Source organism: Stappia indica (genome assembly GCF_009789575.1).
GTDB classification, from domain to species: Bacteria; Pseudomonadota; Alphaproteobacteria; order Rhizobiales; family Stappiaceae; genus Stappia; species Stappia indica_A.
The window spans coordinates 2,836,487-2,849,082 of the sequence record NZ_CP046908.1; the positions used below are offsets into that span (position 1 = coordinate 2,836,487).

Genomic DNA, 12,596 nt, shown 5'->3' on the forward strand with positions numbered 1-12,596 from the left:
AATCGGGCATGCAGGGGACGACACATGAAGATCACTGGACTTCTGCGTGGAGCCGCGATCGCGCTTTTGGCGACGACCGCATTCGGGACCGTGGCAAAGGCCGAGGACGCCAAGGTCAAATGGAAGATGGCAGGCACCTTCTCCAGTTCGCTGCCGCAGCTCGGCACGCTCGGCAAGCGGCTGGAAGCACAGATCGCCAAGGTCTCCGGCGGCAGCATCGAGATCCGCTTCTTCGAACCCAGCGCCCTGGTGCCGCCGCTCGAGACCTTCGATGCCGTCTCCGTCGGCGCCATCGACGCGGCCTTCTCCACCCCCGGCTTCTGGGGCGGCAAGGTGCCCGCGCTCCAGGTCTTCGCGGCCCTGCCCTTCGGCCCGTCCTCGCCCGAATACATGGCCTGGTTCTATTTCGGCGGCGGCAAGGAGATCTTCGACGAGATCTACGCCAAGCACGGCATCAAGTCGGTGATGTGCGGCATGCTGGCGCCCGAGGGTTCCGGCTGGTTCCGCAACGAGATCAAGAGCGTGGACGAACTCGCCGGCCTCAAGCTGCGCTTCTTCGGCCTCGGCGCCAAGGCGCTGGAGAAGTTCGGCGTCTCGGCCCAGCTGCTGGCGGCGCCCGACGTCTATCCGGCGCTGGAGCGCGGCGTCATCGACGGCCTGGAATTCGTGCAGCCGGCCATCGACCTCAACATGGGCTTCTGGCAGATCGCCAAGCACTACTACTTCCCCGGCTGGCACCAGCAGTCGACCTTCTTCGACCTGATGATCAACAAGGACCGCTGGGACGCCTTGAGCGAGACCCAGCAGGCCCAGATCGAGGCCGTCTGCGGCGACAACGTGCGCTACGGCATCGCCGAGGGCGAGGCGATCCAGCTGCCGGCGCTCAAGGAGCTGCAGGAAAAGGGCGTGCAGCTGCACCGCTGGTCGGACGAGGACCTGGCCAAGCTCAAGGCGGCGGCCGACGAGGTCATCGCCGAGCAGGTCGCGGCCGATCCGGACTTCAAGCGGGCTTACGAGAGCTTTGCCGGCTTCCGGGCGGACTACGCCACCTGGAAGGACCTGGGATACCTCAAGTAAGCCATGACCCTCCTTCTGGCTTCGGCCCAAATCCTGAAGGCGTTCGCGCGGCGGTTGGGACAGGCGGCGGCGTGGTTCGTCGTCCTCCTGATCCTGACCGTCGTCGTGGATGTGATCACGCGCCGCTTCGTGGTGCTCGGCTCGACCAAGCTGCAAGACCTGGAGTGGCATTTCCATGCCGCTCTGTTCCTCTTCTCCCTCGGCTATGCCTATGTCGAGGGAGAGCATGTGCGCATCGACGTGCTGCAGACCCGCTTCGGCGAGACGACCGTCGCGGTGGTCGAGCTGCTCGGCGCGCTGCTCTTCGTCGTGCCGTTCTGCGTGATCGTCCTCCATTACGGCTGGACTTTCGTGGAGCGCTCCTACCTGCTCGGCGAAGCCTCGGCCTCGCAGACGGGCCTTTCCCATCGCTGGATCATCAAGTCGGCCCTGCTCGTCGGGTTCGCCGCGCTGCTGTCGGCAGCGCTTGGCGTCATCGTAGAGCAGATCGCCCGGCTGATGGGGGCCGCGCCCCCGCCGGCACCTTCCTCCCGGCACGAGGAGGTGGGCCTGTGAGCACGTTCGAAGTCGTGTTGCCGCTGACCATGCTCGGCGGCCTGGTGCTGATCCTGTTCTCCGGCTTTCCGGTCGCCTTCTGCCTTGCCGGCGTCGGTCTTGCCTTCGCCGCCCTCGGCGGTGCGCTCGACATGTTCTACCCCATGCAGCTGTTCCTCATCGTCAGCCGCATCTGGGGGTCGATCGCGGAGAACCTCGTCCTCGTCGCCATCCCCATGTTCATCTTCATGGGGATCATGCTGGAAAAGAGCGGCGTCGCCCGCCACCTGCTGGAGATCCTCTCGGTGCTGATGCGCCGGGTGCCCGGCGGGCTGGCGCTCGCGGTCGTGCTGATGGGCACCATCATGGCGGCGACGACCGGCATCGTCGGCGCCTCGGTGGTGATGCTGGCCATGCTCGCCCTGCCGGTGATGGTCGACCGGGGCTACGACAAGGGCATGACCTCCGGCGTCATCGCCGCCTCCGGCACGCTCGGCATCCTCATCCCGCCCTCGATCATGCTGGTGGTGATGGGCGACATGCTGGCGATCCCGGTCGGCGATCTCTTCGCCGGCGCGGTCGTTCCCGGCCTGCTGTTGTCCGGCCTCTACCTGGTCTTCATCGTCGTCATGGCGCTGATCCGGCCGGACCGCATGCCGCGGATGGCAAAGCCGGGGGACGAGGCCGCCGGCGACATCTGGATGCTGGTGCTCAAGGGCTTCGTGCCGCCCACCCTGCTGGTGGTCTTCGTGCTCGGCTCCATCGTCGGCGGTCTTGCCACCCCGACGGAGGCCGCCGGCATCGGCGCCTTCGGGGCAACGCTGCTTGCCCTGTTCAACGGCCGGCTGAGCCTCGCCCTCCTGCGCGAGGTGGCGCGGGGCACGGCGCTCACCAATGCGATGATCTTCGGCATCTTCTGCGGTGCGACGCTGTTTTCCTACGTCTTCCGCGAGCTCGGCGGCGACGACGCCATCATCCATGTGATCGACCTGCTCGACCTGCATGACTGGACGCTCGTCGTCCTGCTGATGGCGATCATCTTCCTGCTCGGCTTCTTCTTCGACTGGCTGGAGATCACTCTGATCATCCTGCCCGTCTTCCGGCCCATCGTCATGTCGCTCGACCTCGGCGACACGGTGCCCTCCGACCAGCTGCTGCTGTGGTTCGCGGTCGTCGTCGCGGTCAACCTGCAGACCTCCTACCTCACCCCTCCCTTCGGGCCGGCGCTGTTCTACTTGCGGCAGGCAGGCCACGCCCATCTCACCCTGGGAGACATCTACAAGGGGGTGATCCCCTTCACGCTGCTCCAGCTCACCGGCCTCGGGCTTTGCCTGCTGTTCCCGGCGCTGGTTCTCTGGCTGCCCGGCGCCCTCGGTTACTGAAGCAAGCGCCGGGCCCCGTCCAACCCGAAAGGAAACGCATGTCCCGTACTGTCATCGCCCCGCCCTCCGTCACCGTTCCCGGCGTGCCGCTGTCGCCGGCCGTCGCCTATGGCGATCTCGTCTTCGTCTCCGGCCAGCTGCCCATCGACCCGGCGACCGGCCAGCTGGTGGAGGGCGTCGAGGCGCAGACGCAGGCCTCGCTCGACAACCTCAAGACCGTGCTGGAAGCCGCCGGCGCCTCGCTCGCCTCGGTGCTCAAGACGACGGTGTTCCTGAAGAACATGGACGATTTCGCCGCCATGAACGGCGTCTACGCCAAGGCCTTCCCGAGCGAGCCGCCCGCCCGTTCGGCGATCGAGGTCGCGCGCCTGCCCAAGGATGCGCTGGTCGAGATCGAAGCCGTCGCCGTCCGGGTGAAGTGAGGTCCGTCATGGCAAGCGAAGCACCCGAAATGATGGAAGCCTTCAGCCACCCGGCCGCGATCGATGCGCTGGGCCGGCAGGGCGGCGTCACCGGCTGGACCGGCGAGCTGCTGCACATCCACATCGCGCCGGAAGCCAGCTTCGAGATGGAGGAGCTGGACGAGGCGGTCTGCGTTGCCGGCCGCGGCATCGAGGGCGACCGCTACTTCCTCGGCACCGGCACCTATTCCGCCCGTCCCGACGTGCGCGAGGTGACCTTGATCGAGCAGGAGGCGCTGGACGCGCTCGCCCGCAACGATCCCCCGCTCCAGTCCGGCCCCGTGGTGCTGGAGCCGGTCGATCACCGGCGCAATCTCACGGTGCGCGGCGTGCCGCTCAACCATCTGGTCGGCCGGCGCTTTCGCGTCGGCGAGGTGATCCTGCGCGGCGGCCGGCTCAACTTCCCGTGCAAGTATCTGGAGACGCTGCTGGGCATGGAGGTCTTCCTGCCGCTCTACAACCGCTCCGGCCTCAATTGCGGCATCGAGAAGGGCGGCACCATCCGCCCCGGCGACACCATCGAGATGCTGGACTGAGCCATGGTCGCGAGGCTCGTCATGAAGCTCAAGGTCGCGGAGCTGCGCCGGGAAGCGGGCGATGTCCTCGCGATCCGCCTGGAACATCCGCGCCGGCCGCAATTGCCGGCGTGGACCGCCGGGGCGCATGTCGATGTGCATGTGCCCGGGCTCGGCGTGCGGCACTATTCGCTCTGGGGCGACCCGGACGACCGCAGCCACTACCTCATCGCCGTGCGGCGGGAGGAGGCCGGGCGCGGCGGCTCCGCCTGGCTGCACGCGGCGCTGGCGCCGGACGCGCTGCTGACGGTCGCCGCCCCGCGCAACCATTTCGAGCTGCCGGAGGCGCCCCGCCGCACGCTGCTCGTTGCCGGCGGCATCGGCGTCACGCCGCTCTTGGCGATGGCGCGCCGGCTTGCCCACCAAACCGCCCATCAGAACGCCGACTTCGCCTTCCATTATTGCGCAAGGTCGCGCGCCGCCGCCCCGCTGCTGGACGAGGTCGCGGCCGTTTGCGGTTCCCGTCTCGTCACCTGGTTCCCGGAGGAGGGGCGCCGGTTCGATGCGTCCACTGTGCTCGCGGCCGAGCCTGCCGAGGCCGACGTCCTCGTCTGCGGGCCGCCGCGCCTTGCCGAGGCCGTCGAGGCGGCGGTGGCGGCGCGCGGCTGGCCGACCGAGTGTTTCCATACCGAGCGGTTCGCGGCGCTCGATCCCGGTGATTTCGTGCCCGAGCCCTTCGAGGCGGTGATCGCCTCCACCGGCGCGGTCCTTTCCGTCCCGGCGGAGCGCAGCCTCGTTGCCGTGCTGGCGGAAGGCGGCATCGCGCTGCCGACCTCGTGCGAATCCGGCGTCTGCGGCTCGTGCGAATGCGGCTATCTGCAAGGCGAGGTCGTCCACCGCGACGTGGTGCTGGACCCCAGGCGCCAGAAGACACGGCTGATGCCCTGCGTTTCCCGCGGCCGCGGCCGCATCGTCCTCGATCTGTAGGAGGGCGGCCCGCGCGGAACAATGAGGAGCTTGCGGTCTGTTTCGACGCATCGGCCAGCGGCGCTGAGCTGGCTGGTCTGTCTCCTGCCAGCGATGGCTGGGCGAAGCAGATGGCAGCAGCAAATTTGCGGCCTCCTTGCGGTCCCTGCGGGTCTCTGCCGGCCTTCCGTCTGCGGGCAACCGGAGCCGATGGACGGCGGCAGACCGACAGCCTGCCGGCTCACGGCCTCTTTGGGCCTCAGCCGGCCGTTCAGCCCGGCCGCGGGAGCCCGCCTGCCGGCCTTGCCGCTGCCTGCGCGCCGTGGCGGCGTGCCGCCGGTTATCCCGTGCGGCGGGAGGGGCCAATTCGCTGGTTGATGCGGCTGGCGCGATCCTGTAAGAACGCTTCGCATCCCCGGTGTCGAACAGGCACCGCGTCCGCGGGCCCACCCCGCCGGAAGCACCCGTAGCTCAGCTGGATAGAGCGCTGCCCTCCGAAGGCAGAGGTCACAGGTTCGAATCCTGTCGGGTGCGCCAAATTCCTCTTAAATTTCATACGATTGCACGGGGAGAAGTAGCGAGCCGCGCAGGTTTGACCGACTAGGGCGTGTTGGTGGTCTGTGCGGCGACGAGAAACCATGCGGCGCGATCCGGACGCAGCAGGGAAGCGAGAACACTGGAGATGCGGACTGCGGGAGACGCCAGTATCGTGTCGGCGCTTAGATGCTCTTCGATCTTCGACCATTCGGCCACGAGATCACTGACGCTGAACACGGTGTGGCCAATGTTCAGCGAGAAGTTGGTCCCGTCCTCGATAAGGACTGCTCCGAATGTGGTAAAGTCTTTGGGGACGAAAATGTTTATGTTTACGTGGTCGAAGCCCTTCATCGCGCCGTCGGCGATATCAGCCAGCCCGCTCCGGTCCATGACCAAAAGCACCGCCGGCAAGAGGCTGGTCGGATTGGCCAGGATGGTCCGGAAGTCATTATAACGTTCCTCGGTCACGGCAGTCAGAAACTGCATCGCCTCCTTGCCGCTCAGCCCTGGATCGGCGATCCACCCGCCCCGTTGATGAAGAAATGTGAGCAGAAGGCCAGAAATCGTTTCCAGCTCCTCCTCGCAACCCAGGACATTGGCTGCCGCCGCGAAAGACACGTAGAACGGAGTCATCTCGTCAGACACTGGCACGATCGAATTACTGTAATGCGCCATTATCAGGCGCACGAGGTCGGCAGCCTTTGGAGCGGTTGCCGCTGTGCTCCCACCGGTGATGGTCTGTATGTGGGCCGCGGCACCGAGCCAACCCAAGATGCTCATCAACCGCAGTGGCAGGAAGTAGAAGTCGGCGATGCCGCTGTCCTTCGAGAGCAACGCATAAGTGTCTTCGGTCAAGTCAGCCAAAAGTTGATCGGTCCCCTCGTCGATCGACTCTACGACCCCTTTCGATAGTTGCATGATTGCATCGGTGCAGTGCGTGCTGGACGCCGCCATCGGCAGAAGTGCGACCGCGCAAGCTGACTGGAGCCTAGCAACGTCGAAATGATCGCCCGTTGCGGCAATGCGGGCGCCGAAGGTCGTGGCCAGTCCCATTATAAAAGCGGCAGCGACTGCGGGCTCCCCCTCCAGTTTCGCGCAGACTGGCTGGATGACATCTAGAAACTGCTCGGCGTCGAACTCTCTGGTGAGCGATAGATACTGCTCCCAGATTGCGTCCGAAGCCGCGCGGATATGCTCGTTGCCTGCGCCGTCCGACGCCAAACCCGGGAACGTCTCGCTGATGTGTGCGCTACCTCCGGAGAAGCGCGGATTCTTCGCGAGTTGGGAAATGCCGAAGAGATTGATCCCCCAGCAGACCGGGGACTGCTTTGTTCCCTGCATCGTCCTTGACACGACTTGTCCGACCTCAACTAGGTCAAGCGACGGCCGGGTTGTCTGAACGGGTGTTTCTCCTTTCAGGCACGACATAAGTGCGCTCGTGCAGTGCCCGTTTCCATCCGACTCTCCTGCATATTGGTCGGAACCCGCCGCTGCCAGGATCGAAATAGCCAATGATCCGGCCTTTCCAATGACATTGGGGTTGAGGAGGACGCCGATGTCATGGACGACGCCGCCTGCGTGGCAGGCGTCGACAATCAGGTTGGTGTGACGAATCTTCGCCTCGGTTATCCAGCCGAAGAGCTGTGGCATCGACAGGGCGTTCAGAGACATCCGGCCGACGTCGGTATCCTTCAGGCAAAGAAAGTAGCTGTTGTCCTTCACGCCGCCGTGTCCGGCAAAGAAGAACGTCAGTTCCTCGATGGGCGGGCCGGAGAAGAGCGCGACTTCGATGGTCGATCTCAACGCCGCCATCGTCGGCGACAGCAGCAGCTTCGACTGCGCCTGATCGTACTCACCCCAGTTCTTTGCCACGAGGTGCTCGAAGATTGTCGCTGCGTCGTTCTCCGCGCCCGCAAGGGGCTGGAGGGGCGAGTTGTCGTAGGCGTCGCAACCGATGGCGATCAGAACTCTCAGAGCGCGTCTCCTTCCCAAGCCGGAGGGAATTTCGCAAGTCGCTCGCTTTCCCGCTGTCTGGCGATTTTGCACTTCTTGGCCTTCACCTGTTCGACTCGCTCGGTGAACTCCGGTCCCTGTGCTTCGAGGTCGGCGATGGCCTTTCGTCCCATGTGAAATTGCGGCAGACTGACCTCGCCATTCTCGTCAATGCCAAATTCGATCATCTCAAGAGCGGCCAAGAAGGCCTCGGCAGGAGACTGCCCTGGGCCGACGACAATTGTATTTCCCGATTTCTCGGTGGACTGGCTGATCGTCTGGTAGAGGGAAGCTTGGAACTGCGTCATCAGCCCCGCGACCAAACGGTTTCTCGCCTCAACGAACTTGGCCAGGTCGTGGTTGACGACATCGTCGAAGCGGGACAAGAATTCGACCGAAATCGCCTGCATTTCGCCGGCATCGTCGCCGTACCCCGTAGCCTTCGTCTTCCACATTCGGCCATGCGAGAATTTCTGTGAATTCCGGGGGGAGATGAGTTCGTCGCGCCGCTTCTGCAGCTCGGCCGCGACTTGTTTGGTGAACGCCTCGCTGAATTCATTGATGCGGCTGCGGTATCTGAATGGCGTCACTTGGCCGACTCATAGTTGCAGTTATATTCAAACGATTATAATCGTGAATCTATCTCCGAACAACGTTTCGGACTTGACGATCCCAAGATTATCGACACGCTCACCGTCGGCGATGTTGTTTATCGGAATAGCTGTTCGGGAGTGGATAGAAAGAATTTGTCCACGATCTCTCTCATGATACATTAGAATCAAAGCTCAGTCCCCTCCCCCTCACTCCGGCCGGATGCGCAGCGCCCGCAGGGCGTTGAGGATCACGGCGACGTCGATCACCTCTTGCAGCAGGGCGCCCTGCACCGGCGTCAGGTAGCCGAAGGCGGCGGCGAACATTCCCAGCACCGACAGGCCGATGCCGGCGACGACGCTTTCCAGCGCGATCCGCCGCGCGGCGCGGGCGATCGTCATGCCGGCGCCGAGTTGCCCGATCCGGTCGACCAGGAGCACCACGTCCGCCGCCTCGGCCGAGGCCGCCGCCCCGCGCGCGCCCATGGCAACGCCCACATCGGCCGCCGCCAGCGCCGGCGCATCGTTGACGCCGTCGCCCACCATCATCACCGGGCCGTTCTTGCGTTCGGTGAGGACCAGCAGCACCTTCTGGTCGGGCGTCAGCCCGGCGCGCAGCCCGTCGAGGCCGAGCCCCTGCGTCACCCGCTCGGCCACGTCCGCCCGGTCGCCGGTCGCCAGCAGGATCCGCTTGATGCCGCCGCGCCGCAGCCCGGCCAGCATGGCGCCGACGCCCTCGCGCAAGGGGTCCGACATCACCAGATGCCCGGCCAGCCGCCCGTCCACCGCCACCGCGACGACCACCGCCCCGGCGGCGATCTCCGGCAGCGGGCCCGGTGTCTTCTCGCCGACAAGCCGCGCGACGAAGCCCGTGACGAAGCCGTGGCCGCCGACGACGACCGCGCGCCCCTCGACCTCGCCGCTCACCCCTTCGCCGGCGGCCTCGCTCACCGCCAGCGGCACGGCGAGCGCCAGGCCCTGCTCGCGCGCGGCGGCGACGATGGCCTGGGCGACCGGGTGTTTCGAGGCCTGGTCCAGCGAGGCGGCAAGGCGCAGCAGCTCCGCCTCGCCCAGGCCGTCCGCGGCCTCGATGGCGACGATCTGCGGCCGCCCGTCGGTCAGCGTGCCGGTCTTGTCGAGGATCAGCGTGCGGATGCGCGCCATGGCCTCCAGCGGCCCGGCGCCCTTGATCAGCACGCCGAAATGCGCCGCCCGCGACAGGCCGGCGACCAGCGCCACCGGCACGGCCAGGATCAGCGGGCAGGGCGTTGCCACCACCAGCACGGCGACGGCGCGGATCGGGTCGCCCGTCGCCCACCAGGCACCGAGCGCAATGGCCAGCGTCACCGCGAGAAAGCCCAGCGACCAGCGGTCGGCGAGCCGCGACATCGGCGCCTTGGAACGCTGCGCCGCCTCCACCAGCCGGACGATGCCGGCATAGGTGCTTTCCGCCGCGCGGCGGGTGGCGGTCATGTCGAATGCCTCGCCCGCATTGGTCGACCCGCTCATCGCCTCATTGCCCTGCGCCAGGCGCTGCGGCAGGGATTCCCCGGTCAGCGCTGAGGTGTCGAGGAAGGCGGTAGCGGAGGTCAGCGTGCCGTCGACCGGCACCACGTCGCCCTGCCGGATCAGCAGCCGGTCGCCGGGCTGGATCTCGCTGAGCGGCACATCCTCCAGCGCGCCGCCGCGATAGCGCGTCGCCGTGCGCGGCACCCGCGACAGCAGGTCGTGCATCTCGCGCCGCGCCCGCCCTTCGGCAAAGCTCTCCAGGAAGGTGCCGCCCGAATACATCACCGCGACCACGGCCGCCGCCAGCGTTTCGCCGAAGGCGAGCGCCGCGCTCATCGACAGCGCCGCGACGATGTCGAGGCCGACCTCGCCGCGCCCGATGCTGCGGATGATCTCCACGACCAGCGCGACGAGCGCCGGCACCACGCCGGCGAACCAGACGAGGCGTGCGGTCTCGCCCTGGCCGGCCAGATAAAGGACGAGACCGCCGACCAGTCCGCCAACGGCAAGGATCAGGATCGCCGTCTTGAAACGGTCGGTCGCGCTGCGCTCCATGCGGCAATTCCCTTTGGCTGGCGCGCGGCCCGCCGGGGCCTCTCGCGCGTGGCTGGCGGCATCATCGCGCGCGGCGGCGGGCCCGTCGAGCCTGTCCGGCGTCGCATGCCTGTCGCAGGCGTGTTTCTCGCTGTCGCCCCCCCTCTGTCACCCGGATGGGGCAGCATCGCCCGTCCGCTTCTGCTATGGTCCCGCCGCACGGCGGAACGGAAAGGTGTCATGGAACGTATCACGATCACGGTCGACGAGGATTTGTTGCGGGAGATCGACGCCCTCAGCGAGAAGCGCGGCTATGCCAGCCGCTCCGAGATCTTCCGCGACATGGCCCGCGAGGCGCTGGCGCGCGAGGCGATCGGCCCGGACGGCGAGCTCGACAACGACCGCCCCTGCTACGGCGCGCTCACCTATGTCTACGACCACGGCATCCGCGACCTGCCCAACCGCCTGACCGACAACCATCACGCCCATCACGCCCTGTCGGTCGCCACCACCCATGTCCATGTCAGCGCCGAGAACTGCCTGGAAGTGTCGATCCTGGCCGGCACCGCCGGCGAGCTGCGCCGCTTCGCCGACAGCGTGACCAGCCAGCGCGGCGTGCGCCACGGCAGCCTGCATGTCTTTCCCGCCGCGCCCGGCGAGACGCTGCTGCTGCGCGGCCAGCCCCATGCCCACCATCACACCCACGGGCACACCCACGGGCACGACCAGGACAACGAGCCCGGCCGCGACCGCTGACCTTCCAATCGCGCCTTGACCGGTAGGGGAGCTTGACCGGATGGGGCGGTATGATGTTATTGAAATAACTCACACCGTCTCTCCTGCCCTGAAAGCGACCGATGTTCGAGGTTTTTCGCGGCGCAGCGCGCGCTCTTGCCCGTTCCGCCCTTCTTGCCGGCCTGATTCTCCCCTCGACCCTGGTGTCCCTTCCGGTCCCCCTCTCGTCGGCGCCTGCCGCCGCGGACGGGCCGGATCTCGCCTTTTCCTGGCCGCTCAATGTCGGCCCGCTCAACCCGCATCTCTATTCGCCGAACCAGATGTTCGCGCAGGCCATGGTCTACGAGCCGCTGGTGCGCTACCGCGCGGACGGCACGGTCGTGCCCTGGCTCGCCGCCTCCTGGGACGTGTCGGAGGACGGGCGCGTCTACACCTTCGCCCTGCGCGAGGATGTGACCTTTTCCAACGGCGAGCCCTTCGATGCCGCCGCCGCCAAGGCGAATTTCGACGCGATCCTCGCCAACCGGTCCCGCCATGCCTGGCTGGAGCTCGCCAACCAGATCGTCTCGGCTAAGGTCGCCGGCCCGCATCTGTTGCGGCTGACGCTCAAGGACGCCTATTACCCGGTGCTGCAGGAACTGGCGCTGCCCCGCCCCTTCCGCTTCATCGCGCCCTCGCAATTCGTCGACGGCGGCACCAAGGACGGCATCGCCGCTCCCGTCGGCACCGGCCCCTGGCTGCTCACCGAGACCTCGCTCGGCGAGCGCGACGTCTTTGCGCGCAACGAGGCCTATTGGGGCGACAGGCCGGCCTATGCCTCGGTCACCGTCAAGGTCATCCCGGATCCCAACACCCGCGCCATCGCCTTCGAGACCGGCGAGATCGACCTGATCTACGGCACCGACGGGCCGATCTCGCCCGACACGTTCGAGCGTTTTCGTTCCATGGGCGAGCGGGCGGGCATCACCGCCGCCCTGTCGGAGCCGCTGGAAAGCCGGGTCCTGGCGCTCAACAGCAATCGCGGCGCCACGCGCGATCTTGCCGTGCGCCGGGCGATCAGCCACGCGGTCGACAAGGACACGATGATCGCGACCGTGCTCTACGGCACCCAGCGCCGTGCCGACACGCTGTTCGCGCCCAACGTGCCGTATGCCGATATCGGCCTTGCGCCCTATCCTTACGACCTCGACGAGGCGCGGCGCCTGCTGGAGGCGGCCGGCTGGACCGCACCCGACGACGGCGGCATCCGCGAGAAGGACGGCGCGCGGCTGAGCATCGAGCTCTGCTTCGTCGGCACGGATGCGGTCGCCAAGTCGATGGCCGAGATCGTCCAGGCGGACCTGCGCCGCGTCGGCATCGAGGTCCTGCTCACCGGCGAGGAGGAGAGCAGCATCTATGCCCGCCAGCGCGACGGCCGCTTCGGCATGATCTTCAACCGCACCTGGGGCGCGCCCTACGATCCGCATGCCTTCGTCAGCTCCATGCGCCTGCCCTCCCATGCCGATTACCAGGCCCAGCTCGGCCTCGCCGACAAGGCCGAGATCGATGCGATGATCGGCAAGGTGCTGGTCACCACCGACGAGGCGGCGCGGCAGCAGATCTACCGCGATCTCCTCACCCGCCTGCACGACCAGGCGGTCTACCTGCCGCTCACCTATGTCACCGCCGTCGCCGCCGCGCGCCGGTCGGTGGGAGAGGTGCCCTTCGGCGCCATGTCGAGCGAGATCCCCTTCGACCGCCTGACCCCGGCGGCGGACTGAGCCG

At 66.9% G+C, this 12,596-nt stretch carries 11 protein-coding genes and 1 tRNA gene; 9 read left to right on the top strand and 3 right to left on the bottom strand.

The features are described 5' to 3' along the window. The first annotated feature begins 24 nt into the window (after positions 1-24). The 7 genes from GH266_RS13355 (at position 25) to GH266_RS13385 (ending at position 5,472) form a co-directional block, all read left to right on the top strand. On the top strand, positions 25-1,077 hold the full coding sequence (locus GH266_RS13355) for a TRAP transporter substrate-binding protein (protein ID WP_158194265.1): 1,053 nt from the start codon (positions 25-27) through the stop codon (positions 1,075-1,077). Positions 1,078-1,080: 3 nt separating this feature from the next. Then, positions 1,081-1,632, top strand: a complete 552-nt coding sequence (locus GH266_RS13360) for a TRAP transporter small permease subunit (RefSeq protein WP_158194266.1) — start codon at positions 1,081-1,083, stop codon at positions 1,630-1,632. Next, positions 1,629-2,993 carry a TRAP transporter large permease gene (locus GH266_RS13365; RefSeq protein ID WP_244953686.1) on the top strand — a complete coding sequence of 455 codons (1,365 nt, stop codon included), beginning with the start codon at positions 1,629-1,631 and terminating at the stop codon, positions 2,991-2,993. The genes GH266_RS13360 and GH266_RS13365 overlap by 4 nt, the downstream gene beginning before the upstream one ends. A 38-nt stretch (positions 2,994-3,031) precedes the next feature. After that, the gene (locus GH266_RS13370) at positions 3,032-3,415 is read left to right on the top strand and encodes a RidA family protein (RefSeq protein ID WP_067224563.1); all 384 of its coding nucleotides are present in this window, start codon (positions 3,032-3,034) and stop codon (positions 3,413-3,415) included. Positions 3,416-3,423: 8 nt separating this feature from the next. Then, positions 3,424-3,990, top strand: a complete 567-nt coding sequence (locus GH266_RS13375; RefSeq protein WP_097174371.1) for an MOSC domain-containing protein — start codon at positions 3,424-3,426, stop codon at positions 3,988-3,990. Between the two features lie 3 nt (positions 3,991-3,993). Continuing rightward, the gene (locus tag GH266_RS13380; RefSeq protein WP_158194267.1) at positions 3,994-4,956 is read left to right on the top strand and encodes a PDR/VanB family oxidoreductase; all 963 of its coding nucleotides are present in this window, start codon (positions 3,994-3,996) and stop codon (positions 4,954-4,956) included. Between the two features lie 439 nt (positions 4,957-5,395). Continuing rightward, a tRNA-Arg gene (locus GH266_RS13385) sits at positions 5,396-5,472 on the top strand. Between the two features lie 63 nt (positions 5,473-5,535). On the opposite strand, the gene GH266_RS13390 is transcribed toward GH266_RS13385, so the two are convergent. The 3 genes from GH266_RS13390 to GH266_RS13400 form a co-directional block, all read right to left on the bottom strand. Beyond that, positions 5,536-7,344 carry a hypothetical protein gene (locus GH266_RS13390; RefSeq protein ID WP_158194268.1) on the bottom strand — a complete coding sequence of 603 codons (1,809 nt, stop codon included), beginning with the start codon at positions 7,342-7,344 and terminating at the stop codon, positions 5,536-5,538. A 98-nt stretch (positions 7,345-7,442) separates the two neighbouring features. After that, on the bottom strand, positions 7,443-8,054 hold the full coding sequence (locus GH266_RS13395; protein ID WP_158194269.1) for a hypothetical protein: 612 nt from the start codon (positions 8,052-8,054) through the stop codon (positions 7,443-7,445). Positions 8,055-8,264: 210 nt separating this feature from the next. Then, on the bottom strand, positions 8,265-10,118 hold the full coding sequence (locus GH266_RS13400; RefSeq protein ID WP_158194270.1) for a heavy metal translocating P-type ATPase: 1,854 nt from the start codon (positions 10,116-10,118) through the stop codon (positions 8,265-8,267). A gap of 219 nt (positions 10,119-10,337) precedes the next feature. Here GH266_RS13400 and nikR point away from each other — a divergent pair, with 219 nt between their 5' ends. Both nikR and nikA read left to right on the top strand, forming a co-directional pair. Continuing rightward, complete coding sequence (gene nikR, locus GH266_RS13405) at positions 10,338-10,853, top strand: nickel-responsive transcriptional regulator NikR (protein ID WP_158194271.1); 516 nt, start codon at positions 10,338-10,340, stop codon at positions 10,851-10,853. Between the two features lie 101 nt (positions 10,854-10,954). Further along, a complete protein-coding gene (nikA, locus tag GH266_RS13410; RefSeq protein ID WP_158194272.1) occupies positions 10,955-12,592 on the top strand; it encodes a nickel ABC transporter substrate-binding protein in 1,638 nt (545 codons plus the stop codon). Positions 12,593-12,596: the final 4 nt, after the last annotated feature.